Annotated in this window: 22 protein-coding genes and 1 riboswitch; of the genes, 17 read left to right on the plus strand and 5 right to left on the minus strand. The window is 50.2% G+C overall.

From position 1 onward, the window contains the following. The first annotated feature begins 11 nt into the window (after positions 1-11). The 8 genes from KNO68_RS12340 (at position 12) to clpB (ending at position 12,496) form a co-directional block, all read left to right on the plus strand. The gene (locus tag KNO68_RS12340) at positions 12-245 is read left to right on the plus strand and encodes a hypothetical protein (RefSeq protein ID WP_074037828.1); all 234 of its coding nucleotides are present in this window, start codon (positions 12-14) and stop codon (positions 243-245) included. Positions 246-334: 89 nt separating this feature from the next. Continuing rightward, on the plus strand, positions 335-1,015 hold the full coding sequence (gene pcrB, locus KNO68_RS12345) for a heptaprenylglyceryl phosphate synthase (protein WP_214734111.1): 681 nt from the start codon (positions 335-337) through the stop codon (positions 1,013-1,015). Between the two features lie 38 nt (positions 1,016-1,053). Further along, positions 1,054-3,270 (plus strand): DNA helicase PcrA, encoded by a 2,217-nt coding sequence (pcrA, locus tag KNO68_RS12350; protein ID WP_215112606.1) that lies wholly within the window; start codon positions 1,054-1,056, stop codon positions 3,268-3,270. A gap of 9 nt (positions 3,271-3,279) precedes the next feature. Further along, complete coding sequence (gene ligA, locus KNO68_RS12355) at positions 3,280-5,274, plus strand: NAD-dependent DNA ligase LigA (RefSeq protein ID WP_215112605.1); 1,995 nt, start codon at positions 3,280-3,282, stop codon at positions 5,272-5,274. An 820-nt stretch (positions 5,275-6,094) separates the two neighbouring features. Then, positions 6,095-7,573: an LPXTG cell wall anchor domain-containing protein gene (locus KNO68_RS12360; protein WP_214689254.1), complete on the plus strand. Its 1,479-nt coding sequence runs from the start codon at positions 6,095-6,097 to the stop codon at positions 7,571-7,573. A gap of 130 nt (positions 7,574-7,703) precedes the next feature. Next, complete coding sequence (locus KNO68_RS12365) at positions 7,704-8,876, plus strand: CamS family sex pheromone protein (protein ID WP_215112604.1); 1,173 nt, start codon at positions 7,704-7,706, stop codon at positions 8,874-8,876. A gap of 140 nt (positions 8,877-9,016) precedes the next feature. Further along, positions 9,017-9,892: a DnaJ C-terminal domain-containing protein gene (locus KNO68_RS12370; RefSeq protein WP_215112603.1), complete on the plus strand. Its 876-nt coding sequence runs from the start codon at positions 9,017-9,019 to the stop codon at positions 9,890-9,892. Between the two features lie 12 nt (positions 9,893-9,904). Continuing rightward, on the plus strand, positions 9,905-12,496 hold the full coding sequence (gene clpB / locus KNO68_RS12375; protein WP_214689074.1) for an ATP-dependent chaperone ClpB: 2,592 nt from the start codon (positions 9,905-9,907) through the stop codon (positions 12,494-12,496). A 31-nt stretch (positions 12,497-12,527) separates the two neighbouring features. Here the strand turns inward: clpB and KNO68_RS12380 are convergent, their stop codons facing one another. The 3 genes from KNO68_RS12380 to hemG form a co-directional block, all read right to left on the minus strand. After that, entirely contained in the window at positions 12,528-12,830 is a 303-nt protein-coding gene (locus tag KNO68_RS12380; protein WP_214689076.1) for a hypothetical protein, read from the minus strand. Positions 12,831-12,893: 63 nt separating this feature from the next. Continuing rightward, a complete protein-coding gene (locus tag KNO68_RS12385) occupies positions 12,894-13,976 on the minus strand; it encodes a TIGR04053 family radical SAM/SPASM domain-containing protein (RefSeq protein WP_214685475.1) in 1,083 nt (360 codons plus the stop codon). Continuing rightward, a complete protein-coding gene (hemG, locus tag KNO68_RS12390; protein ID WP_312049357.1) occupies positions 13,973-15,391 on the minus strand; it encodes a protoporphyrinogen oxidase in 1,419 nt (472 codons plus the stop codon). Before hemG ends, KNO68_RS12385 begins: the two co-directional genes overlap by 4 nt. A gap of 61 nt (positions 15,392-15,452) precedes the next feature. Between hemG and KNO68_RS12395 the strand changes: the two genes are divergently transcribed. After that, complete coding sequence (locus KNO68_RS12395) at positions 15,453-15,617, plus strand: hypothetical protein (RefSeq protein WP_168169830.1); 165 nt, start codon at positions 15,453-15,455, stop codon at positions 15,615-15,617. Positions 15,618-15,665: 48 nt separating this feature from the next. Next, on the plus strand, positions 15,666-16,607 hold the full coding sequence (gene glsA, locus KNO68_RS12400) for a glutaminase A (protein WP_015880732.1): 942 nt from the start codon (positions 15,666-15,668) through the stop codon (positions 16,605-16,607). Here the strand turns inward: glsA and KNO68_RS12405 are convergent. After that, positions 16,604-17,377: a CHAD domain-containing protein gene (locus KNO68_RS12405; protein WP_214689079.1), complete on the minus strand. Its 774-nt coding sequence runs from the start codon at positions 17,375-17,377 to the stop codon at positions 16,604-16,606. The genes glsA and KNO68_RS12405 overlap by 4 nt on opposite strands. A 40-nt stretch (positions 17,378-17,417) precedes the next feature. Here KNO68_RS12405 and KNO68_RS12410 point away from each other — a divergent pair, with 40 nt between their 5' ends. The 4 genes from KNO68_RS12410 (at position 17,418) to KNO68_RS12425 (ending at position 22,058) form a co-directional block, all read left to right on the plus strand. Beyond that, a complete protein-coding gene (locus KNO68_RS12410; protein WP_214689081.1) occupies positions 17,418-18,776 on the plus strand; it encodes an MATE family efflux transporter in 1,359 nt (452 codons plus the stop codon). A gap of 118 nt (positions 18,777-18,894) precedes the next feature. After that, the gene (gene nagA, locus KNO68_RS12415; protein WP_214685478.1) at positions 18,895-20,043 is read left to right on the plus strand and encodes an N-acetylglucosamine-6-phosphate deacetylase; all 1,149 of its coding nucleotides are present in this window, start codon (positions 18,895-18,897) and stop codon (positions 20,041-20,043) included. Beyond that, positions 20,040-20,804, plus strand: coding sequence for a glucosamine-6-phosphate deaminase (gene nagB, locus KNO68_RS12420; RefSeq protein ID WP_215112602.1), 765 nt, complete (start codon positions 20,040-20,042; stop codon positions 20,802-20,804). The genes nagA and nagB overlap by 4 nt, the downstream gene beginning before the upstream one ends. Positions 20,805-20,954: 150 nt before the next feature. Next, positions 20,955-22,058, plus strand: coding sequence for an LCP family protein (locus KNO68_RS12425; protein WP_214685479.1), 1,104 nt, complete (start codon positions 20,955-20,957; stop codon positions 22,056-22,058). A 130-nt stretch (positions 22,059-22,188) separates the two neighbouring features. Here the strand turns inward: KNO68_RS12425 and KNO68_RS12430 are convergent, their stop codons facing one another. After that, positions 22,189-22,917, minus strand: coding sequence for a GntR family transcriptional regulator (locus tag KNO68_RS12430; protein ID WP_215112601.1), 729 nt, complete (start codon positions 22,915-22,917; stop codon positions 22,189-22,191). A 95-nt stretch (positions 22,918-23,012) separates the two neighbouring features. Between KNO68_RS12430 and KNO68_RS12435 the strand changes: the two genes are divergently transcribed. From KNO68_RS12435 to KNO68_RS12445, 3 genes are all read left to right on the plus strand, one after another. Then, entirely contained in the window at positions 23,013-24,173 is a 1,161-nt protein-coding gene (locus tag KNO68_RS12435; protein ID WP_215112600.1) for an alanyl-tRNA editing protein, read from the plus strand. Further along, positions 24,167-24,595, plus strand: coding sequence for a GNAT family N-acetyltransferase (locus KNO68_RS12440; protein ID WP_214784693.1), 429 nt, complete (start codon positions 24,167-24,169; stop codon positions 24,593-24,595). The genes KNO68_RS12435 and KNO68_RS12440 overlap by 7 nt, the downstream gene beginning before the upstream one ends. 77 nt (positions 24,596-24,672) lie before the next feature. Further along, a riboswitch (Lysine riboswitch) is annotated at positions 24,673-24,852 on the plus strand. A gap of 114 nt (positions 24,853-24,966) precedes the next feature. Beyond that, positions 24,967-26,166: an aspartate kinase gene (locus tag KNO68_RS12445; protein WP_078147890.1), complete on the plus strand. Its 1,200-nt coding sequence runs from the start codon at positions 24,967-24,969 to the stop codon at positions 26,164-26,166. Positions 26,167-26,170: the final 4 nt, after the last annotated feature.

The raw sequence follows: 26,170 nt of genomic DNA on the forward strand, positions 1-26,170 counted from the left end.
GAGATTGTCATATGAAAGCATTTTGGATCAACTTCGGATACGTCTTCATTGTTCCGGTTCTTCCGTTTATCGCCATCGTCAATGGAACGGCACTCTGTTCACCGGACTCGCCGCTCCTTGACATACCGGTGCTCGGATTCTTTTTAGCGAATCCGCTCTGGTTCGTTCCTGTTTACGGTCTATTCGCCTTGCTTGTTGCGAAATGGTTGACGGATCGGGAACGGAATCGTACGGCACGTTCGTGACTTGCTTCGGCAAGTCTTTTTTTGTTGGAGAGATGCACGGGAGGAAAAAAATCGATACACTATAGAAGGATTCGATAGGAGGGAATGAGTTGGAATTTCAGACGTGGCGACATGTGTTTAAACTAGATCCGAATAAGGAGCTCACAGATGAGGCGCTCGAGGCGCTTATCCATTCGGGGACCGACGCCTTTTTGATCGGGGGAACGGATGGGATTGATGCAGAGAATACATTTGCGCTTTATGCGAGAGTCCGAGATGCCAGGATTCCAATCGCACTTGAGATTAGCCATCCTAGTCAAGTCATCCACGGATTCAATCATTACTTCGTGCCCACCGTGCTGAATGCAGGAACTCCGGAATGGATCATTGGTCATCATGCCCGTGCGTTTGAACGATTCGGCCATTTCTTTGATGCTCGTCTTGTCACGGCTCAAGGATATCTCGTCTTAAACCCGGAGGCGAAAGTCGCTGACGTGACGGAAGCGCGATGCGATTTGACGATCGAAGAATCCGTGGCATACGCGGAAGTTGGACATCACTTGTTCCGTCTTCCCTCGCTCTATATCGAATATAGTGGACGACTCGGGAATCCTGATGTCGTCAAAGAGATTCGTTTGGCGTTACCTGATGCACATCTCTTTTACGGTGGTGGCATTGAGGGAGAAGAGACGGCACGATTAATGGGTGCACATGTCGACACGATTGTTGTCGGCAATATCATTTATGAAGACTTAGCTGGAGCACTTGCGACTGTACGAGCACTCCGATAAAATAAGAACAAACGTTTGGAACAAGGAAGGAAACGATTATGTATAATCTTAGCGAAGAATTAGTCAAAGGGATGAACCCGGAACAAGCAGAAGCGGTGAAGCATACGGATGGCCCGCTGTTGATCATGGCGGGTGCAGGGTCTGGGAAGACTCGTGTCTTGACCCATCGTGTCGCCTATTTGATGGCGGCGAAGCAAGTGGCACCGTGGAACATTTTAGCGATCACGTTCACGAATAAGGCAGCACGAGAAATGAAAGATCGGATTGCCCGTCTTGTGGGTGGTGTCGCCGAAGACATTTGGATTTCTACATTCCACTCCATGTGCGTCCGGATTTTACGACGCGATATCGATCGCATCCGCTATGACAGGAGCTTTTCCATTTTAGATGCCTCGGATCAATTGACAGCAATCAAACAGGTGTTGAAAGAATTGAACCTCGATCCGAAGAAGTACGAACCGCGTACCCTTCTCGGGATGATTTCAAATCATAAAAACGAACTGCGCACGGCGAAGGATGCGGCCGCCCTCGTCGGGAACAATCCGTACGAGCGAATCATCTCGGACGTCTATACGGCGTATGAGAAAAAGCTGAAACAAAACAATGTGCTCGACTTTGACGACTTGATCATGAAGACGATTCACTTATTCCAAGAAGCACCGGACGTGTTGGCGTTCTATCAGAAGAAATTCAAGTACATCCATGTCGATGAGTATCAGGATACGAACCGTGCCCAATATACGCTCGTCAAACTTCTCGCACAGGCACATGAGAATTTGTGTGTCGTTGGGGATTCGGATCAGTCCATTTATCGTTGGCGCGGTGCCGACATCGCCAACATCTTGACGTTCGAGAAAGATTATCCGAGCGCCCATGTCATCTTGCTCGAACAAAACTATCGTTCGACGAAACGGATTTTAGAGGCGGCCAACGGCGTCATCCAAAACAACGCTTCCCGGAAAGAGAAGAACTTGTGGACTGAAAATGACGAAGGGGAGAAATTGTTGCTCCATGTCGCATCGGACGATCGCGATGAGGCGTTCTTCATCATGAACCAGATGAAAGAGCTGAAGATGGAAGGGATGGACTACGGACAGATGGCGGTCCTTTACCGGACGAACGCACAATCACGTGGACTTGAGGAGATGCTCCTCAAATCGAACATCCCATACAAAATGGTCGGCGGGACGAAGTTCTATGAGCGAAAAGAGATCAAGGACGTCCTCGCATACTTGCGATTGATTGCCAACCCGGATGAGGACATCTCGTTCGTTCGCGTCGTCAATGAGCCGAAACGCGGGATTGGTGCTGCGACGATTGATAAACTAGGTGACTTTGCAGATATGCAAGGCGTCTCACTTATGGATGCGATTCGTGACATCGAATTGTCAGGCATCGCCCCACGCACTGCGACGAAACTCGCGGAATTCCGCCAAATGATGCTGGATTTACGGCAGATGGCGGACTACCTCTCCATTTCAGAACTCGTTGAGGAAGTGTTGAAGAAGACAGGTTATGAAGAGATGCTCAAAATCGAGAAGACGCTTGAGGCGGAAAGCCGACTTGAGAACTTGCAAGAGTTTCTGTCGGTCGCCCAAAACTTTGAGAAAGAGAGCGATGAACAGACGCTCGTCGCCTTCCTTACCGATTTGACGCTCGTCTCAGACCTCGATTCACTCGATGAAGTCGATGAGTCACATCAAGTCACCTTGATGACGTTGCACTCGGCGAAGGGACTTGAATTCCCGGTCGTCTTCTTGATTGGAATGGAAGAAGGACTTTTCCCGCACAGCCGTGCCTTGAACGACGAGGAAGAGATGGAAGAAGAACGTCGTCTTGCGTATGTCGGAATCACCCGTGCCGAGAAGCGTCTCTATTTGACACGTGCCCAGTCACGGATGCTATATGGTCGCTTCCAAAACAACCCGGAGTCGAGATTCTTGCATGAGTTGCCGGAAACGTTGTTGGAGCGGTCCGGTAAGGCGAGAAAACCGATGCCGTGGAACCCGGTCGAGTCACCAGGGAAGTTACCGGTGAATGGCTTTAGTTCGAAACCGAAGCCGAAACTCGCCCAATCGTCCGGTGCCGAAACGGTCGGATGGAATGTCGGCGACAAAGCGAATCATAAAAAATGGGGACAAGGGACGGTCGTACAGACACGTGGTGAAGGCGACCAACTCGAAGTCGACATCGCATTCCCGGAAGTCGGGATCAAGCGCCTATTGGCTAAATTTGCCCCTATCGAAAAAGCGTGAGGTGAGAATATGGAGATGGCAGAACGCGTAGAAGAGCTACGTCAAACGTTAAATCAATATGGTTACGAGTATTACGTACTCGACCGTCCGAGCGTGCCGGATTCGGAGTATGACCGATTGATGAACGAATTGATTCAAATCGAGACTGATTATCCTGAACTTCGAACACCGGATTCTCCGACGCAACGCGTCGGAGGGGCTCCGCTCGACGCATTTGTCAAAGTGACACATGACACGCCGATGCTCTCGCTTGGCAACGTCTTCTCGAAAGAGGAACTCGTCGAGTGGGTGGAGCGAATCGAGAAAGATCTCGGCTACACGCCGACATTTGTGGCAGAACTCAAATTTGATGGTCTCGCTGTCTCGTTAAAATATGAGAATGGTCGTCTCGTCCGTGGTGCGACGCGCGGGGACGGGACGACGGGTGAGGACATCACGCAAAACTTGAAGACGATTCGTTCCATCCCTCTCCGATTAAATGAGGACGTGACGTTTGAAGTGCGAGGTGAGGCGTACATGCCGAAACGTTCGTTCGAACAATTGAATGATGAACGAGAACGTATCGGCGAACCACTTTTCGCAAATCCGAGAAACGCTGCTGCCGGTTCACTTCGACAACTCGACTCAAAAATTGCGGCGTCAAGAAATTTGGCGTTCTTCGCATACGGTTTGGTGTCGCAAGACGATCTCGTCGCGTCACATGACGAATCACTCGATTATTTGAAACGACTCGGTGTCGCAGTGAGCGGAGATTATACAACATGCCAGACGGCGGATGAACTGTGGGATTACATTGAGACATACGTGACAAAACGGAGTGACCTCCCATATGAAATTGATGGGATTGTCATCAAAGTGGCCGGGTATGAAGAACAGGAACAACTTGGTTTCACCGCTAAAAGTCCGCGCTGGGCCGTCGCGTACAAGTTCCCGGCAGAAGAAGTCGTGACGACGATCGAGGACGTCGATTTTAGTGTCGGTCGTACGGGGAAGGTCACACCACGGGCACGATTTGCCCCGGTTTCTGTGGCGGGGTCGACCGTGACGTATGCGACGCTTCACAATGAAGATTTTATAAAGGAAAAAGATCTTCATATCGGTGACCGAGTCGTCATCAAAAAAGCAGGAGATGTCATTCCGGCCGTCGTATCGGCACTGGCGAGTGAACGGAGCGGGGAAGAGCGGGTGATTGAATTCCCGACGCATTGTCCGGCGTGTGGGTCGGAGTTGATTCGACTCGAAGGAGAGGCGGATCATCGTTGCGTCAATCCGGAATGTCCGGCACAACTGCTTGAAGGACTCATCCATTTCGTGTCGAGACAAGCGATGAACATCGACGGGCTCGGCGAGAAAGTCATCACGCAGCTTCACGAAGCAGGGCTCGTTCACAATGTGGCCGACCTGTATCGCTTGGACCGAGATGATTTACTTGGACTCGAGCGCATGGGCGAGACGTCAGTGACGAACTTGCTCTCGGCAATCGAACAGTCGAAGCAAAATTCATTGGAACGGGTGCTCTTCGCCCTCGGGATTCGACTCGTCGGACAAAAGGCGGCTTCTTTGATTGCAGAACGGTTCGAGACGATGGAGGCAATCATCGCGGCGACAGTCGAAGAATTGACAGCCATCGATGGCATCGGGACAAAGATGGCAGAATCGATCGTTCTCTATTTCGAAAAACCGGAAGCACGTGAACTCGTCAAAGAACTTTCAGAATCGGGAGTCAATCTTTCCTTCAAAGGAACGAAACGACCAACGATGGAAGGAGCACCGCTCTCTGGGAAGACAGTCGTATTGACTGGGAAGTTGCATGAGATGACACGTAGCGAGGCTGGGAAACAGCTTGAACTTCTCGGAGCGAGTGTAACGGGAAGTGTAAGTAAGAACACAGACTTGCTCGTCGCCGGTGAAAAAGCAGGTTCGAAGCTGGCGAAAGCGGAATCTCTCGGAATTGAAGTATGGGATGAGGCAAAACTGCTCGACTTTTTACATGAACAAGCATAAGACGTTCGCTTCGGCGAACGTTCAGCTTGTTGACAAATAACATGTTCGAACTCGTCCTTCCGGCGCCCACGCTTTCCTCAGGCAATCCCGGAGCCGCATCGCGACCTAGGTCGCTGCTGGGTCTCCGTCGGATTGCTTTCCTGAAGGAGTCGGGGCGCCGTCGGGCGAGCAACGCAAACGGTCGTCATCTGGCGGCCGTTTGTCTTTTTCTAAGGTCACGACAGCCGAAGAAAAAGCTCGGTATTTACTTTGAATCGATGTTTTAGGGGAAAGGGAAGGTAAACGCCGAGATCATCCTCCTCGGGCCGCTGTTCAACATCCGTTCCGTTCGTCAGACCGTGAAGGATGGATGGTGTCGACTTGTTGATCATTAGATCCGCCCTCTGTGTGTTCTTCTCACACCATTATATGGGACGAAGGACAAAAGGTGACCAAGAACGGGCAGGCGAGACTTCTGAGGGAATAGCAAGCAAAGGGAGACCCAGCAGTGACGCAGTCGCGATGCGGCTCCCTGCTTGCCCCTAGGAAAGCGAGCCGTGTCCGGATTGTGCATAAGACCTATACTTTGTCTACAGTCTGGACGTTCGCTTCGGCGAACGTTTTTTATTTTTCGGAAATAAATGGGATTGAGCAGGTTCGCACAAGCGTGTGAGGGGTATAGATTAACTAAATCAAAATGCTAATATATTTTTGCGAGAGAACCCTTTGACATCATGACGTTCACACACACATTCCTCTCATTCCTCTACGTGGTGAACGTCGTCATCGGAACGATTGCGATTCGAGCGCTTGTTTTCACCTTAGAGGAGGGACCAACATCATGACACACAACATCCAGCGCTTCGTAGCCGTATTTACCATCCTCATGTTCCTTTCAACCTTATTTGGGGTGCCTACCGCCAAAGCGGACACGACCACGTTCCGGTATATTCAAGTGAATTTGACAGATGAGGAAAGCGAAACATTATATGAATCAAGTCTCGTCTATGAAGGAATCACGTATTACGGGAGCCGTGAATCAGCTGACGTTTGGCGATTTATGATTGATGCGGAAGCAGTAGACGACTCGTTGATTGACCTCATCACGCTCTACAATGCGGAAGGTGTACCGTATACGTTTTCTCCAAACACCATCACGGAAGCCTATCCTGTCGAAGAGGAAGAACCGCCTGTTGTCACAGAACCAGATCTATCAGAAGAAGTGACGCCACCGGTTGAACCAGAACCAATCGTCGAAGAGCCGACGACTGAACCGACGTTACCGAAGCTCGCCGTTGAAGCAATCAATATCGCCGCAGTCGACCGAGCCGTTGTCGGAGGCGAAATATCGTATACGTTCATTGTAGAAAACACAGGAGACACGCCGATGACGGTGACAGAATTCTCTCACGAGTATGTGAGCGGAGACATCGATCATCAATCAATCGAATCGTTCAATCAACACGTATTTGATCGTTTGCATGAATTAATAGGAGAAGACGGTCTCTTGCCGGGGGAACGGGTGGAAGTGACAGAAGTCTTATCGATTCCGACCGGATATTCGTTCGACGCACATCCTGAAATCGGCAGTGTCTTTCAAGTGACCGGGCTGGATGAATTCAACCGGGTCGTCACATCAGAAAGTCAACAGATAATCCTTTTACAAACACCAGACTTCACCGTGAATGCGACGGTTGAGAAGGCGACCGTTCAACCGGGAGAGCCCGTTCGCTATACGTATACGGTCACCAATCCTTCGAAAGTCACCTTGTTTTTAGCGGACGCGATGCTCACATGGCCAAGCGGTGCCTTGACAGAAGAAGAACGAAACCAGGCAAATCAACGATTCACGGAGCAAGTCGAAGCAATTCCTACCTTCAGAGACGGACTCGGTCCGGAAGAAGAAGTGACGTTCTCGTTTGAGCTTCCGCTCCTCCCATCTTATGATGTGAGAGCCGGGGCTGAATTGATTCAACGTGCCACATTCATCTTCGAGGTGGATGAAGGGATCAGGGTTACTCGCTCCGTTGACGTACCGGTGGCGGTGAAGCAACCTGTTCCGGTAAAAGAAGAGCCAAAACAAGACGCTAACAAGCAGAAGACAGAGGTGAAAGCCACACCACCTGTCGTGAAAGTCATCGTCAAAGAGAGTGGAGCGAAACGAGTCGAGCACATCGATGAAGCCGATCCCTACGCACAAGGCGTACTTCCGATGACAGGCGAAGCGGATGATCTGTGGCACGTCATGCTCGGTACACTTCTCTTCGCGTCAGGACTCCTACTGTTGATTCGTCGCAACCACCCGTCAACGAAACCATAAATCGAAATCCCTTCTCGTTCATCCGAGAAGGGATTTGTTCTGATTCCGCTTCGATACTTTTTTCGTGGAACGATTTTGTTATAATGGACAAAGTGAAATAGGAAACGATGTTCAAAGGAGCTAGACATAGATGAAATGGAAACAACTCGTCATCCCGACAATCGCCTCGGCGCTATTGTTGAGTGGATGTTCAATGAAAATACCGATGGGTGAAGAAGAAGCGACACCAACTGGGGACGAAACAGCGGCCGAAGGCGTCACACAAGCGATTGAAGCCCGTGACTCATACTATCAGATGGTCATTCCGTTCAAACCGGCGGCAGCGAGAGGACTCGCCCAACGTCAAGTCAGTTCATCGTTAGAACTCGAAGAAGTCGAACTCGGTCTCATGCGTCACTCAACGGACGCGTTCGACCCGGAAAAGTTCGCTTATCAAGAGGGACAGCTGTTGAACGCGGAGGATGTATCTCGTCTGCTCGCACGGAAAGATAAAAGTAATGAAGGGTTGACCCCCTTGAACCCGGCTTATGCGGATGGCAAGGCAGAAGTCGAAGACGACAAGTTCGTCGATGCGAACAAGAAATCACCGCTTTATTTAGCTTCGATTGTCGAACAAAATTACATGACGAAAGAGGACAGCGGGTACCAGGTTGGGGGCGTATCGTTTGCACTTATTTTGAACCGTGAATATGTCTTCCAAGCACCGAACTATGGTCCGACATATACCGTCAAACTCGATCAAAAGAAAGTAATCGCAGATGGGGAACGTATGGCGAACGAACTCGTCTCCCAATTACGAAAGCGTGAAGACTTCAAGGACCTCGATATCAATGTCGCGCTCTATATGAAATCGACACAAGGTTCACCGACACCGGGGAACTATATCAAGTCGGCCTTCGTTGGGACGGCGGATCAAGTCAAATCGGGCGACTGGAAAGCGATCGATGAGAAGTACTACTATTTCCCGTCGACATCGGCGACGTCTGACGTACGCGAGGACGCTCAGAAATTTACGCTCTTCAGCGATCGGATTGCCGACCTTTTCCCGGACTATAGCGGGATGATTGGGAAGGGCTTTTATCAGAACGGAGATCTATCGAGAATGGAGATTGATATCCCGATTCAGTTTTACAGTCGCGCTGAGCTCGTCGGCTTCACACAACACGTGGTCGGCTTGCTCGAAAACCGTTGGGAATATAGCCGGAACGTTCCGGTTCGTATCAACGTGACGTCACTTGGCGGAGACCCTGAAGTGACGATTGTGTTTGAGGACGGCATGGATAGCCCGAAAGTCTACTTCTAATCGAGAAGAGGTTCGTTTTTTGAAACGAATCTCTTCTTTTTTTCGTATGAAAAGTGAAAGGATTATCTTTGACCTTATTTGACCAATTGAGTAGAATAGAGTTAACAGAAACGGGAAAGGGATAGGTGAGGTGAATCCATATGGCTAAAAACTATTACGACGAGCTCGGTGTCTCCAAGGAGGCGACCGAGCAAGAGATTAAACGTGCATACCGGAAACTGGCGAAACAATACCATCCGGACGTCAATAAAGACCCTGGCGCACAAGAACGATTCAAGTCGGTCCAGGAAGCGTTTGACGTATTGAGCGACCCAGAGAAAAAGGCGAACTATGATCGATACGGTAGCCCGGATGGACCGTCGTTCGGACAAGGGTTCGGTGGCGGTGGAGAGACTTACGGGGAAGGCTCGTCACAATTCGAAGATCTATTCCGACAATTCGGAGGCGGATCGCGTACGACCTCTCGGACTTTCGGATTTGAAGATATGTTCGGAAGCTTCTTTGACCAAGCAGTCGAGGAAGACTTGGATGAGACTGTTCGTGTCAACATCCCGCTCAGTCAATTGACGAAAGAGTCGAAAGTGAGTCTACGTCTTCAAACGGGTACCGTGAACGTCAAAATTCCACAAGGTGCCTACGAAGGTCAGAAGTTGCGGTTGAAAGGAAAAGGTAGCCGCGTCGGACAATCGGGAAACCGAGGAGATGTATATGTCGAACTTCACTTTGCGGATGACGATACGTATCGTCGTGAAGGAGAGCATATCGTGACCGTGAAACGATTGCGTCCGCTCGACTTTTTAGACGGGGCGAGCGTCATCGTTGCCACGCTCGACGGGGGACGCGTGAAGCTGAAAGTGAAACCGGGAAGCCGTCCGGGACAACGGATGCGGATCCCTGGTCGCGGTGTCATGACCGCCTCGAAGGTGCGGTCGGACTTATTCGTCCAACTCGAGGTCGACCTGCCTCTTGATGAGACGTACCGTTCTGTTTATGAGCAAATCGAACGTTATGAATAAGGAGGAATCGTGATGGACTTTAATCGTTTTACAGATAAAGCACATGAATGCATTGTCAGTTCACAGGCGTTAGCGAAACAATATCATCATAGTGAAATCAATGAGTGGCACGTCTTGGCGTCCATGATTTCGCAGACGGACGGGATCGCGCCGTTGCTGTTTCAAAAAATGGAAATCAACGTGTCTGAGATTGAAGGCGAAGTCGCACTTTCTTTAAGAAATGCACCAAAACTTCAAAATCCGACGACACCGATGATTTCGGCTTCTTTGCTGAACGTTCTAACGACGGCGGAGCGAGAAGCGACAGGGATGAACGATGAATACGTATCGGTCGAACATATTTTACTCGGCATCTTGTTGAACAGTAGTCAAGCACAGGCGATGCTCGAGCGAAAAGGGATCACAGAAGACCGTCTCCGTGAGGCGCTCGTCGCCGTACGAGGCAATCGTCGGATCACTTCGAAGTCGCCTGAAGCGACGTATGACGTCTTGACGAAATACGGACGAGACCTCATTCAAGAAGTGAAGACCGGGAAAATCGATCCGGTCATCGGACGGGATAGCGAGATTCGTCGTGTCATCCGGATTTTGAGTCGGAAAACGAAAAACAACCCAGTCCTCATCGGGGAACCGGGTGTCGGGAAGACGGCGATTGTCGAAGGGCTCGCCCAGCGTATCGTTCGTGGAGATGTGCCGGAAAGTTTGAAAGACAAAACCATCTTCAGTCTCGATATGAGTTCCCTCGTTGCCGGTGCGAAATATCGTGGGGAGTTCGAGGAACGTCTACAGGCAGTCTTGTCCGAAGTGAAAGAAGCGGAAGGCACCATCATCCTCTTCATCGATGAACTGCACACGATTGTCGGTGCAGGGAAGTCGGAGGGATCGATGGATGCCGGGAACATGTTGAAACCGATGCTCGCCCGAGGCGAACTGCATTGTATCGGTGCGACGACACTTGACGAGTATCGTCAATATATCGAGAAGGACCCGGCCCTCGAGCGGCGTTTCCAACAAGTACTTGTCGCTGAACCGGATGTCGAGGATACGGTTTCCATCTTGCGCGGTTTGAAAGAACGCTTCGAGATTCACCACGGGGTACGCATCCATGACAATGCGCTCGTCGCAGCGGCTGTATTATCCAATCGCTATATCACCGACCGTTTCATGCCGGACAAGGCGATCGATCTCGTCGATGAGTCGTGTGCAATGATTCGGACGGAGATGGAGTCGATGCCGGCTGAACTCGATGAATTGGTCCGTCGGGTCATGCAGCTTGAAATCGAAGAGGCGGCTCTTAAAAAAGAGAGCGATGCCGCTTCCATGAAGCGACTTGAGGCGCTTCAGCAGGAATTGGCGTCACTTCGTGAACAGTCTGACTCGTTACGTCTCCGCTGGGAGAATGAGAAGGAGTCGACGCACCGCGTACAACAAATCCGCGGAGATCTCGAGAAAGTACGTCTCGAGTTACAAGAGGCAGAGAGTCGTTACGATTTGAACCGGGCCTCGGAACTGAAATACGGACGAATCCCGGAGCTTGAGCGAGAACTCGAAGAAGCGGAACAGTTGGCGAGTTCGGTGACACGCGAACTCGTGCGGGAAGAGGTGACGGAAGAAGAAATCGCCGAGGTCGTCTCAAAATGGACGGGCATACCGGTGACGAAACTGACAGAAGGAGAGCGGGATAAGCTCCTCAATCTAGAAACGGTCTTGCATAAACGCGTGTTCGGACAAGATGATGCGATTCGTCTCGTCAGCGATGCGGTCATTCGGGCGCGTGCTGGCATCAAAGATCCGAATCGTCCGATCGGCTCATTCCTCTTCCTCGGACCGACGGGGGTCGGGAAGACAGAACTCGGGAAGGCGCTCGCAGAAGCGATGTTTGACTCAGAAGACCATATCGTTCGCCTCGATATGAGTGAATATATGGAGAAACATGCCGTGTCGCGTCTCGTCGGAGCGCCTCCTGGCTATATCGGATATGAGGAAGGCGGCCAGTTGACCGAAGCGGTTCGCCGTAACCCGTACTCGGTCCTCTTACTCGATGAGGTCGAGAAGGCACATCCGGACGTCTTCAACATCTTGCTACAATTGCTCGATGATGGTCGATTGACCGATTCGCACGGGCGCATCGTCGACTTCAAAAATACGATTGTCATCATGACGTCGAACATTGGGGCAGACATTTTGCTCGAAGCGGCGAAAGATGGCGTGATTGATGAGGACGAAGAGCGTCAAGTGCTCGACAAACTCCGTCGCCATTTCCGTCCTGAATTCTTGAACCGGGTCGATGAAACGATTCTGTTCCATCCGCTCACGAAAGACCAAATCGGTCAAATCGTCGAGAAAGCGGTCGGACGGATGAGCGAGCGGCTCACGACACGCTCGATTCATATCGAGATCACCGACGCAGCCAAAACGTTCGTTGCCGACGAAGCGTATGAACCACAATTCGGTGCGAGACCGATCAACCGGTACGTGCAACGGACGATTGAGACGAAACTTGCCCGTAGCATCCTCGCTGGAGATGTCGAGGATGGTCAAACGGTCATCATCGATGTCGAGAACGGGGCGTTGACGTTACGCCCGTCGACAGTCAATGCATAAAGAAAGAGGAATCCACAACCGGATTCCTCTTTTATGTATGCCGACGCTTTCTTCTCAAAATTAAATAACTGATGCCTATAAAAATGAGATAGAGTACCGTTCCGAAAAATAAGTTGAGTACCCATGGGATGGTTCCCATAAAGCTGGCGCGGGTCGCTTCTTGAAACCAGAGCAGTAGCCAAAAGAATAAGCCAAGACTTGTTGCGAGTAGCGTGTAAAATCCCATCATACCTTGTTTCGTCCATCGCTTGATTCCGAACCCGAGTAAAGTCGTAACGATAAAAATTGTACCCAACCCAATATAGAATAATCCGTCAATCGGTAATGACTGCACCTACGTGGCTCCCTTCTCATCATATAATTCAATCTTACACGGAGAGGGAATAAATGGGAATCTTTATTGTGAAACGAGGGGACGTTCCGGCTGATAGATGCAGTACGGTTCCGCCTCCTTATAATCGCCAGTGACCGCATAGGCTCTAGCCCGCGAACCACCACATAGATACCGATACTCACAATACCCACACTTGCCATGATGAGTGTCGGGATCACGCAGCGCCTTGAACGTCGGATGATGGCGATAAATATCGGCGAGAGGTGTCGTTCGGACGTTTCCGCAGGGGATCGGTAAAAAACCGGACGGCTGGACGTCCCCTGTATGTGAGATAAAGACGAATCCGTTGCCGTCATTCGTTCCGCGAGGTGCCTTCGCCAAATCGTCATGGGGATGTCCGATTGGAGGGAGCCCTGCTGTCCGGCGGCGCTGATTTTCTTGTCGGGCGACTCTCCGATAAAATTGGGCTTCCGTCGTCGAGATGATGAAGGGTGCCGTCTCTTGTAGGGAGAACGCCCATTTCAATACTTCCTCATGTCGCTCAGGTGTAATGGGTTGTAACAGGGATCCACGTCCAGTCGGCACGAGGAAAAAGAGCGTCCAGACGGATACGCCAAGGGATTCTACGAGTTTCGCCATTTCCGGTAATCGATTGACGTTGTATTCGGTCACCGTCGTATTGATTTGAAATGACATTCCCTCCTCTCGGAAATATGAGATTCCTCGAATGGTACGGTCGAAACTGCCACGTGTGCCGCGGAAATAGTCATGCGTCACGGCGTCCGGTCCGTCAATGGAGAAGGCCCAACGTGACAAACCAGCCGCTTTCGCTCGTTTCACGGCATCGTGAGTCACTCGAGGTGTGGCGGAAGGTGTCATCGAGACGCGCATCCCGAGGGAAGAGGCGTATGCGGTCAATTCAAATAAATCTTCACGCATGAGAGGATCACCGCCCGTAAAGACGAGAATCGGGTTATCCATCGCATGAATCTCGCGAATCAATGCCTTTCCCTCTTCCGTATCGAGTTCGTTTTCGTAACGGTGAAATTGTGCCTCTGCCCGGCAATGGACGCAGGAGAGCGCACAGGCCCGTGTGACTTCCCAAATGACGATGAACGGATTTTCGTTATAGTCGATGTGTTTCATACCGTCACCGCCTGTCGAAGATGTAAGTGATCGACCGCCCGTTTGGCAGAATCGACGCAGTCAGGTAATCCGACTCCATGAAGTATGGCACCACACGCCTCGACGCCGTCCCACTTCAGAAGTGCTTCTTCGAACGCGCGGACGTCCTGTTTATGACCGACTTCATATTGTGGCATCGTTTGAATGTGTCGTTCGACTTTCGTGAAGAGGGGAGTCCCGACTTTTTGAATGCGTCGAAGTTCGCTTAAAGCGAAGTTTGCGATTTGATCATCCTCTTCATGGAGCAGGGACGGGACATGTTCTGAACCGATATACATGCGGAGCAATGCTTTTCCTTTAGGAGCTAGGTGTGGCCATTTTTTATGCATCCAGCTACAAGCGGTCAAGGCGTTTCCTTCCGATTTGGCGATGACGTAGCCGGTTCCATCTAACGCATCCACATCTGACTCGTCGAAGGCGGCGAGTACGGTCATCGAAGAGGTACGTTTTAACGATGACAAGCGTTCGGCTTCTGGGAATCCGAGCAGAGGTCCGAGTGCTTGAGGGGAAGTCGCAAGAATGATGCCGTCAAACTGTTCGACCGTCCCATCGGCAAATGTGACTTCATGAGGTCGAACGGATTGAACAAGCGTCTTTAACATGAGTCGATCGATTGACGGACGGAGCGCCTCGACGAGTGCTCCGAGTCCTTGCTCAATCGACAGGAACTTACCAGTCTCGGACGGCTTTACACCAGCTTGGACGGGAGGAGTGAGTGCTTTCATTCCGAGAATCAGACTGCGAGTTTTTTGTTCAATCGTGATAAACTGAGGGAAAGTAGACTCGATGCTCATGTCTTCGAGTGTCCCGTTGTAAATCCCGGACAGAAGCGGTTCGATCATCGTATCGACGACTTCTGAGCCGAGTCTCGTCCGAAAGAAACGGTCGAGCGAGATATCCTCTCCTGCATACACGCGTGGAATCACGAGATCGAATCCGGCGCGAAGTTTTCCTCTCCAAGTAAAGAGATCCGTTTTGACCATCGGCCAAAACTTGGTCGGGATGCCCATGACCGATCCGGCCGGCATCTGTCTCAGTTGCTTCCGTACGTAAATGTAAGAAGTCCCGGTTCTGGAGCGGACGAGTTGATCTGCGAGACCGAGATCCGTAATAAGTGATGTCAAGGTCGGCTTCCGTGCCATATAACCGTCGGGTCCAGTCTCTAACGTAAACCCATCCCGATAAATGGTCTTGATTTTTCCACCGAGATGGTCCTGCGCCTCGATCAATGTGACATGAGCTCCGGCTTCTTTGGCATAATAGGCTGCGGCAAGTCCGGTGATGCCACCTCCGATAATCGCGATTCGATTCAATTGATTCACCCATTTCTCTGAAATTGTTGTCGTCTTAACGGTACCGGGAATGTTGACGGAGATATAGGATAAGTGTCACGGAGTTCTAGACATATTTGTCACGAATTCGAAAGGGGACGATGGAATGGCTTCCTTCCTTATCGTTGCGACGCTTGTAATGGTAGGCATAGCTGGGTTTATTCTGTCGATGAATCGACATGGAGAAAAGTTGGTTGGAGACGAGGAAAGTCCACCGATGATTTGGGCGGATGAAGACTGGTATAAAGATGATGGACCACCAGACGGGTAATATGATAAGATGACCCGGTTGAAATTTGATGGAACATGAGGTGATGGAATGAATGTACTCGAACAACAGTTGAATCACTTGGTTGATGAGTGTCGTCCGTACACGGCTCAAGGGAAAGTGGCAGATTATATCCCTGAACTCGCACATGTGAAAAACGATTTACTCGGGGTGGCAATTTGTTTGCCGGACGGTACGTATATTCATGCGGGGGATGTTCATCACAAGTTTACGATTCAGAGCGTATCGAAGGCGCTCACCCTTTGTTATGTACTGATGGAGTTCGGGGAGGACTATGTCTTTTCGAAAGTAGGGATGGAGCCGACGGGGGACGCATTCAACTCCATCGCCAAACTTGAGGAAACGGTCCCGTCAAAACCGCTCAATCCGATGATCAACGCCGGGGCGTTAGCGGTGACGAGTATGATTTTGGGGGAGACGGCAGAACTCAAAATCTATCAGTTCCGCCAGTTTTTAGCGACGTTGTTAAATCGCTCGGTCGAGGAGGTCACGTACGACGAAAAAGTCGCCCGCTCTGAATACGAGACGACCGACTTGAATCGTGCCTTGCTCTATTTCATGCGTCACCATGGAATTGTGGAAGGTGATGTCGATGAGATCATTGATGTGTATACGAAACAGTGTGCCATCGAGATTGATTGTTTTGATTTAGCACGAATCGGGCGTGTCTTTGCAGGGAATGGAGAAGACCCGGATACGGGCGAAGAGTTGATTCCACGTCGGGTCGTCCGAATCGTCAAGGCCATCATGACGACGTGTGGCATGTATGATGCATCGGGTGAGTTCGCTGTCCGGGTTGGTCTTCCAGGAAAAAGTGGGGTGTCGGGTGCCATCTTGGCGGTCGGGAACCACGAACTGGATTTGAATAACGTCGGGTTTGGCATATTTGGTCCGGCACTTGATTCAAAAGGAAACTCGATTGCCGGAATGAAGTTGTTGGAACTATTGATTGAGCGCTATACATCTCGCTAAATCGATAGGTGCTCCACGGATGCATCGAGTTCCTGCTGTAATGTTTCAATTTTTCGGTCGTATTCGGACTGTAGTTCAGCTCGAGGGGTGAAGGCCCGCCAACGCTTTAACAGTTGGTCATGGTCGTTCATCTCACCGAGTTCGGTTTGCATTTTTTTTAACGTTCGGACAGTGTCCATCGATGCATCCGATTCATAGTTTAGCAAGTACTCATGTAAATAGCGTTCGCGTTTGACGGCTAAACGGACTTTATGGAGCGCTTCAAGTTGTTCTTTTCCACTGGATCGTTCATGATAGACGCGCACACGTTGCTTGCGCTCACTTTTCGCCTTTTCTAACATCGGGGAGGCGTTCGTTTTTTTGAACGCACGAAATAACGGTCCACCGATGAAGCGACGTACTTGTTGATCGAGCGACGGTGTCATTTTTTCACTGACACGGGTAGATAGAATCGTCCGTGCGATGGCACGTTCTGTCTCCATCGCTTCAAGAAACGCATGGTCGAGTTCGGATTTAGAATCAAACGTTTCGATGAGGACGTCGAGGTCGCGCACATGACCGAGTGCCTCCATCAATTGTTTGAGTTGTCGAAACGTCGCCGGCTTCGTTTCGTATAGTTGCATGAAGGTGATCAGTTTCCGTAAATGCACCCGGGCGCGGTGAATATCCTCAGAATTGTTAAAGGTGAGGGCTTCCGTCACATAGTGATTGAACGTGTTCCACGTTTCCAACAGTTCAAATTTAAGTTTTTCTGCATGCCGTTGATTCATAATTATAAGTTCCTTTCTGAAAAAGAGATGAGGGTTGTCCATGTACCAAACACATTCATTAAACGAAAAAATCAAACTGTTCTTCACGATTTTCTTTCCAATCCTAGTCACGCAAGTGTCTTTTTATTTGATTAGCTTTTTCGATACCGTCATGTCCGGACGGGCGGGTGCCGTCGATTTGGCTGGTGTCGGAGTCGGTTCAAGCTTGTGGATGCCGGTGTATACCGGACTGAGTGGAATCTTGCTGGCGGTGGCCCCGATCGTGTCGCAAGCGCTTGGTGCGCGAGACCGTCAACAGATTCAACGTACCTTGTTTCAAGGTATCTATTTAGCCATCATGCTGAGCGTAATCACGCTGACGTTGGGCTCACTCCTTGTGCCGATGGCGATCGAGAGCATGGGGCTCAGTGTAGAAGGGAAACGAATCGCGACGCAATACTTGCTTGCCCTTGGATTCGGCGTCTTGCCGATGTTCCTGTTCAATGTGCTACGCACGCTCATGGATTCCCTTGGCAAGACGAGAGTCTCGATGATCCTCATACTATTAGGGTTACCCATTAATGTCGGATTAAATTACATCTTCATCTTCGGAAAACTAGGTGTGCCGGCGTACGGAGGTGTTGGAGCGGGAATCGCCTCGAGCATCACTTACTGGCTACTCTTCTTCATGGCCTTCTTCTTCGTGAGAAACGGGAAGCCGTTCCGCGAATACAAGTTTTTACGGACGACCGAACGGATGGTCTGGCTCCGACAAAAAGAGTTGTTACAACTTGGGACCCCAATCGGGCTCGCCATTTTCGCCGAAGTCAGCATCTTTGCGGCGGTCACGGTATTGCTCAGTTCATATGGTGACCAAATCGTCGCGGCTCACCAAGCGGCGATTAACTTTGCCTCGTTCGTGTACATGTTGCCACTTTCGGCATCGAGCGCGTTGACGATTGTCGTGGGGTATGAGCTCGGCGCGAAACGACTGCAGGATGCCGTCCGCTATGCAAAAATCGGGCTCGCGCTCTGTCTCGGTGTCTCTATCTTTTCGGGTGCTTTTTTGTTTTGGCAAAACGAGCGGGTCGCGGCCATTTATACGAATGACCCGACGGTCGTGGACCTTGCAGCGCACTTTATGATTTTTGCTGTATTCTTCCAATTGTCAGATGCCGTCGCGGCACCGATCCAAGGGATATTACGTGGCTTTAAAGACGTCAACATCACGCTCGTCCTTTCACTCGTCGCTTATTGGGTCATCGGTTTACCTCTCGGGTATGTTTTGGCAGAGCACGCCGGGTTTGGACCAGACGGCTATTGGATTGGCTTGATTGCTGGACTTGCAGCCGGAGCGGTCTTGTTATTCCTCCGGTTAGTATGGATTGTCCGACGATATGGCACGATTCAATCGACATAGAGAGGAGAAGGTTGTTCGCAAATGTGAACAATCTTTTATTTATTTAAAATTGGTCTATACAACTATACTTTTATCCGATATGATAACATGGAGGAAAACAAAAAGGAGTGGTGAACCGATGGGGACATTGATCAATGCTCGTATCGTGTCAGCAGAACATACATGGGAACGTGGATATATCAGATGGAATGGTCAAACGATTGATGAAATCGGATCGATGGAACAGTTTGAACAACAGGATGAGCATGTGATTGATGTCGCTGGAGCACTCGTGACACCGGGTCTCATCGATGTGCATATCCACGGGGGATATGAAGTCGATACGATGGATGCGGATGAATCAAAACTTCGGCAGTTGAGTAACGACATGCTACAAGAAGGCGTCACTTCTTTTTTTGCGACGACCATCACGCAGTCAAAAGAAGCGATTGAGCATGCTTTGAAGGCGGTCCGAAACGTCATCGAAGCGCAGGATACGACACTCATCGGGATTCACTTGGAAGGTCCTTTCGTCAACGTGGAGATGGCTGGGGCACAGCCGGCGGAATATATTATCGACCCGGACGCCGAGCAGTTCCGAAAATGGCAAGAGCTTGCCGGCGGTCATATCCGCCTCGTTACGTATGCACCGGAACGGCCAGGTGCACGTGCATTTGAAGCGGTACTTCGCGAAACCGGTGCGATCGGTTCAGCGGGCCATACGAGCGCGACATTTGAAGAGAACAAGCAGGCGGGCGTCAAACACGGGACGCATCTTTATAACCAGATGCGTGGGTTACATCATCGAGAACCCGGAACGGTAGGCTATTGTCTCTTAGAGGGTGGAGTCATCGCGGAAATCATTCCGGATGGGATCCATAGTCGTCCGGAGATGGTCGACTTCGCGTTTCGCTTAAAAGGAGCAGATGAACTTGTCGTCATCACGGATGCGATGCGAGCAAAAGGACTTCCGGACGGACAATATGAGCTTGGCGGCCAACCGGTCATCGTAGCGGACGGGGCTGCGCGACTTCAAGCCGGGAACCTTGCGGGCAGTGTGTTGACGATGGATGCTGCATTCCGAAACATTCAGGCATATACGGGATGTACGGTGGAAGAAGCGGTAAAAATGACCTCGACGAATGCGGCCAAAGAATTCGGGTTGACGACAAAAGGCGATATCAAATCGGGGTTTGATGCAGACCTTGTCGTTTGGGATGACACGACACATGTTCAGATGACTTTCGTCAAAGGTCGAATCGTATATGAACGGGAGGAACAAAGATGAATGTACTAGTCGCAAAGACGGCGAACGACGCGGAACGAATCGCCTATACGCTAATCAAAGAACGGATTTCAGGGAAACATGACTTTGTACTCGGTCTCGCAACCGGTAGCACACCGGTCGGGATGTATCAGATGTTTAAACAGGACGCGCTCGATTGTAGCCATGTGACGAGCGTCAATTTAGATGAATATATCGGATTATCGCCCGAACATCCTCAAAGTTACAACCGCTTTATGAAAGACCGTCTCTTCGATGAAGTGCCATTCAAACAGAGTCACTTGCCTCAAGGGGACGCACCGGACCCAAAAGCGGAAGCGGCTCGTTACGAAGACCTCGTTCGGAAGCTTGGTGTCGACTTACAACTTCTTGGTATCGGGGAAAATGGTCACATCGCATTTAATGAACCGGGCACGGCCCTCGATGCGAAGACGCACGTGACCGAACTCACCGAATCAACACGAGAGGCAAACCGTCGCTTTTTTGACCGATTGGAAGACGTCCCGACGCATGCGATCACGATGGGACTCGATACGATCATGAATGCGCGTGAAATCGTCTTAGTCGCGACAGGGGTGCGGAAAGCTGAAGCGGTACAACATATGATTGAAAGCGTACCGACGGTCGACTGGCCGGCCACAATCCTCCAGGCCCATCCAGGTGTGACGGTCGTGCTCGACGGGGCGGCTGCATCGCGCTGTGCGGAATCTTTACAAGCCCGTGGGCAAGAAGCGGCAACACGATTTTTCACCATTCGGGATTAACGAACCTGCGGAGTCATCTCCGCGGGTTTTTCTGTGTTCAACTGTGGGAAAATGTAAAGAAACGAATTTGTCATCAAAACGTTTTCGACAAATTTACCGCTTTCCTCTATAATGAGTGAAGCTCATTATTTTGACTCGAAGGAGACCGATATGAATTCTAGAACACATGCTCGCAGACAGCGCACAGGTCCGTCTGCGTTTTATAAGATATTTAGTGCCCTCGTGCTGATTGCGATTATTGCTGGATCTAGCATTTACGGTACAGCGTTTTACAAAGCCCACAATATGTTGTCAGGCACCCAAGTCACATTAGAGGATGACCCGACGGTTGAGCCGACTCGTTATGATAAAGAAGATACGGAGACGTTCTTGGTTTTAGGGACAGACCTTTCGCCACAGAAGAAAGCGCGTGGCGAGTTCGGACGATCGGACGTTATGATTGTCGTCATTTTAAACAAGAAAGAAAAGCAGACGACGATGCTCAGTATCCCGCGTGACTCGTATGTCAATATTGACTACACGGGATATAACATTCCTTATGGCAAGACGGGACTTGACCAAGATAAGATCACACACGCTTACTACTTCGGTTCGATGGATGAATCGAATCCAAACAACGGGATGCGGATGGCGACGAACACGATCGAAGATTTAGTCGGTGTTGAAATCGACCATGTCGTCTCGCTCAACTTCCAAGGGTTCGTTGATTTCATTGATGCTGTAGGTGGCGTTGAGATTGATGTTCCGTTCTCATCACAACAAAACAGTTACGATGCGTCACGTGAGACAGTTCAAATCGAACAAGGACTTCAACAGCTTTCTGGTGAAGAGGCACTTGCCTACGTTCGAAATCGATACGATGATCCACGTGGGGACATCGGTCGTGGACAACGCCAGATGGAAGTCATCAATGCCGTGCTCGAACAATCACTCGGTACTTCACTCCTAAACAATTACGATAAGGTCTTGAAAGCCGTCGGCGACAACATGCAGACGACACTTGGCCCGAATGACTATATGCGTTTAAGTGAAGATGTTGGCGCGCTTCACAATACGGTGCAATATCAATTGACTGGAGAAGGTGCCCGGGCAGATGACGGACACTTCTACTATTTCTTGAACGAACCGCTTCTTGAAGAAGTACGCTATCGTGTACAACAAGCGGACGCCGGTAATCGTGTCGAGCCGATGACGGATACGGAATTAGAGTCTTACACGTTGGACCCGAATGGAATAACGTATGAAGCACAATAAAGTTTGACTTACGAAAAATGCAAAACGCTCAGAATTCATCTTCTGAGCGTTTTTTTATACGTAGAATAAGATTGTTTAGTTCCAATATGAGTCGAAAAGAGGGTGGGAAATCGTATTTCTGTTTCGTGCGTTATATGCGACCCATGGCGACGGTGAAAGAGTACGAGTCGCCACGGAAGAGCGAACGACTGTATTCAAACATGCTGCCATCTTCGAGATATGTTCGCTGGTCAATCAACAAGACCGGTGCGTTCGGAGAAATGGTGAGGAGTTTGGCTTCTTCTGGACCGGCGCTCCGGGCTTCGAGTGTCTGTGTTGCATTCTTCAAGCGTAAGCCATGCTGTTCGGCATACGCATAAATCGATCCCGTGGCGTCATCTTGCGTCAGGTCAGGCAATAAATGAACGGGAATATAGGCGGTCTCGAGCGCAAGTGGATGATCATCGGCGAGTCGTAACCGTTTCATCTCATAAACCGGTGTTTGATTTGGGATACTCAGTTGCTGCGCGATGCGATCCGTTGCCGGAATGACCTCGTATGACAAGAGACGGCTGAGCGGTCGCATGCCTCGATGTTTGATTTCCTCGGAAAAACTCGTCAGTCCCGATAACGTCATCGCAATCTTCTGACTCGCGACGAACGTGCCTCGTCCTTTTTGACGGCTCAAGTAACCGGCGTTGACGAGGTTCATGATGGCTTGACGAATCGTCATCCGACTGACATGAAATTGCTCGGAAAATTCACGCTCTGAAGGCAAGGTGTCTCCTGGTTTTAACAATCCGTCATCAATTTGTTGCTTTAAGTACGCTTCAATTTGATAATAAATAGGTAACGGAGATTGTTTATCGATTTCTAACATATCATTTCGCTCCTGACTGAGAAGATGTATGTTTCATTATAGACGAAATTAAACTAGTTGTCTGAACAGATTATAGAGAGAAGGTGGAGGACAAGATGGAACCATATACAGCAAGTACAGTCGTGACCTCAATAAAGGAAGACGGCAACGGTCATTGGCACACACTCGAGAACAGCCCGTTTTATGCGGAAGGTGGGGGACAACCGGCTGACCGTGGATGGATTGGGAGGCATCCTGTACTGGACGTACAAATCAAGGACGGGGAAGTATGGCATCTCTTGTCAGAATCATTACCAGCGGGCACGACGATAGAGGTTCGAATCGATGAGGACGTCAGACGGGATCATTCCATCCAGCATACTGCTCAACATGTGATAACGGCGATTTTGGAAGACCGCCATGGCATTCGGACGCTCAGCTTTGGAATCGGAGAGACCGATTCATCTATTGAGATTGAAACGGCAACGATGGACTGGGCGCACGTTGAGGCACTTGAACAAGAGATGCAACAAGTCATCTTTGAAAACCGTCCGATTCGTGTCTATGAAATCCCAAAAGAAGAAGTAGACCGGGCGCGCTTACGGAAAGAGACGGACCGAACGGGGATGATTCGCATCGTCGAAATCGAAGGTCTAGATTACAATGCATGTGGTGGCACTCATGTGGAGACAACGGGACAACTCGGTACCATCCATGTGACGGCGGTGAAGAAAGTGAGGGGGAATCTCCGCTTGACGTATGTGGCGGGAAGTCGAGCGATCAAGGCGACTCAACAAGCGCGAGCAGCGTTGCGGACGATTCACCATACATTCTCGACAACGAATGAATCCGTGGCAGCCCGTGTAATCGAAGAACATACGATTCGTTTGGAACGTGAAAAAGAAATCAAAACGCTCGAAGAACGGATTGCCAAAGCGAAAGTGGAGGCCGTGTTGAAAGAAGATAACTATGTGGCCTTACATGTCGGGAGAACAGAAGCGGAAACGTTGACGACCGCCATCATCGAACGAATCGCAGCAACAGGACGAATTGCCGTTGGCGCCAACTATGGAACGCAGAAATTGTTCGTTATGCATGACGGGACACAGGATATCGCCGTCGGCACATTCTTGAAAGCGGCGCTCCAAGAGATGCAGATCGGTCGTGGCGGTGGAAGCCATAAGCAGGCCCAAGCGCGTTTCACATCCGTAGCGGAACTAGAAAAGGGAATCGAAGAAATCGTGAAACGATTGCAGGAAGGAGTTTTACCATGTTGATCATTCAATCGGGAAACGAACCAGCGTTGATTGAACAGGCCAAACAAGTGCGGGAGATCGTATTCGTTCAGGAACAAGGAATTGATGCGAGTTTAGAATACGATGATTTAGACGATATGTGTACACATGTGGTCGGGCTCCTTGACTCCGAACCTGTGACGACAGCGCGTCTTCGTCCAGTCGACTCGACTGTCGGAAAAGTGGAGCGAGTGGCGACGATTCAATCGGCCCGGGGTCATGGATATGGGAAAGACATTATGATTGAAGTTGAACGTGTCGCGAAACGTCAAGGGTTGGTTGAACTACGATTGGGTGCACAACTGACGGCCCTTCCGTTTTATGAAAAGCTCGGGTACGAGGCGTTCGGAGATGAGTTTTTGGATGCCAATCTCCCACACCGCATGATGCGAAAAACATGGTAATCCTTTTTTGAAATATCCCATTTTTCTAAAAAAAGGTTGGCAAGAAGATTTCGTTTTGTTATAACTAATACTAACAACTGACAGATAGAGGTTGCGAATGACATGAGTAAGCTTGGTTGAAACGGACGCACTCCGGACCGAGCCGAAAGGGGAAATTCGCCGAAGTCGACGTTCACGTGCGTGTGAATGAAGGCTGGGGTAGTCGTGAACAACGCCTACACTGCCATGGTCAACTACCATGGAGCGCTATCTACGGAACGATTCTTTAATCGTTTTTCAACTGCGCGTACAAGCGGCAGACCGTAGGGAGAGTGCTTCCTACCGGTCTGCCGCTTTTTCTGTTGGTGGACATCTTGAAAGTGGGGAACTTGATGACAACCGTACTGAAATTTGGTGGCAGCTCCGTTGCCACAATCGAACAAATACAAGCCATTTCGGACTATTTACAGACACGTGTGGCGACCGGTGAAAAATTGGTCGTCGTCGTATCGGCGATGGGCAAAACGACAGATTCGCTCTTGTCGCTCGCCAAACAAATCACGGATCGCCCGATGATTCGCGAACTCGACCGGCTACTCGCCGTCGGGGAAGAACAGACAATTAGCCTACTCAGTATCGCCTTGAACTCGCGAGGCGTACCGGCCATCTCATTAACAGGACAGCAAGCCGGGATTGATACGATGGGCATTCATACGAAGAGCAAAATCAAAGCGATTCGGAAAGAAGTGTTACACGAGAAGTTGCGTCAATACGACGTCCTGATTGTCGCCGGATTCCAAGGCGTGAATGAAGCGGGAGACGTCACGACCCTTGGGCGTGGCGGTTCGGACACGACAGCCGTCGCACTGGCGGCCGTCCTCAGTCAGCGTTGTGAAATTTATACGGACGTCGCGGGTGTATATACGACGGACCCACGAATCCATCCGACGGCGAAACGGCTTGATACGGTCTCCTATGACGAGATGATGGAGATGAGCGCACTGGGCTCTAAAGTGATGGAGATGCGAAGCGTGGAGCTCGCAAAGAAATATGACGTCAATATTTTTGTTGGGAAGACGCTTTCGAGCGAAGGAGGAACATGGATCATGGATACGACGCAAGCGATGGAACAGAAAGCAGTCACGAGTGTGAGTGTCGTCAAGAACGTACTCAGTGTCTCAATCAAACATATTCCGCATACGGCGGCGGGAGTCGCAGACATCTTTGAACGATTGTCAGAGCGACACGTCAACATCGATATGATTTCACAGACGGCATTCGACGGTGAAGTGTTCCTCTCGTTCACATGTCCGCTCGATGAAGAGGCATTTTTAGAAGAGGCACTCGCGGAGTTGACAGCGACCTTGCCTCAAATCAAAATCGATCGTCACACGGAACATGCAAAAATTTCGGTCGTCGGAATCGGCATGCGAGACGCGACAGGCGTCGCATCAGAGCTCTTCGCGACATTCCGTGAGATGGGGATTCCATTCTATCAAGTCACGACGTCTGAAATCAGTATTTCCTATACGATTCAAGAACAAGACGTAGAAGCGGCAGTCGCAGCCATTGCGGCCCGGTTTCACTTATAAGGGG

Origin of the sequence: Exiguobacterium sp. s75, assembly GCF_018617145.1 — a bacterium.
Classification (GTDB): domain Bacteria; phylum Bacillota; class Bacilli; order Exiguobacteriales; family Exiguobacteriaceae; genus Exiguobacterium; species Exiguobacterium profundum.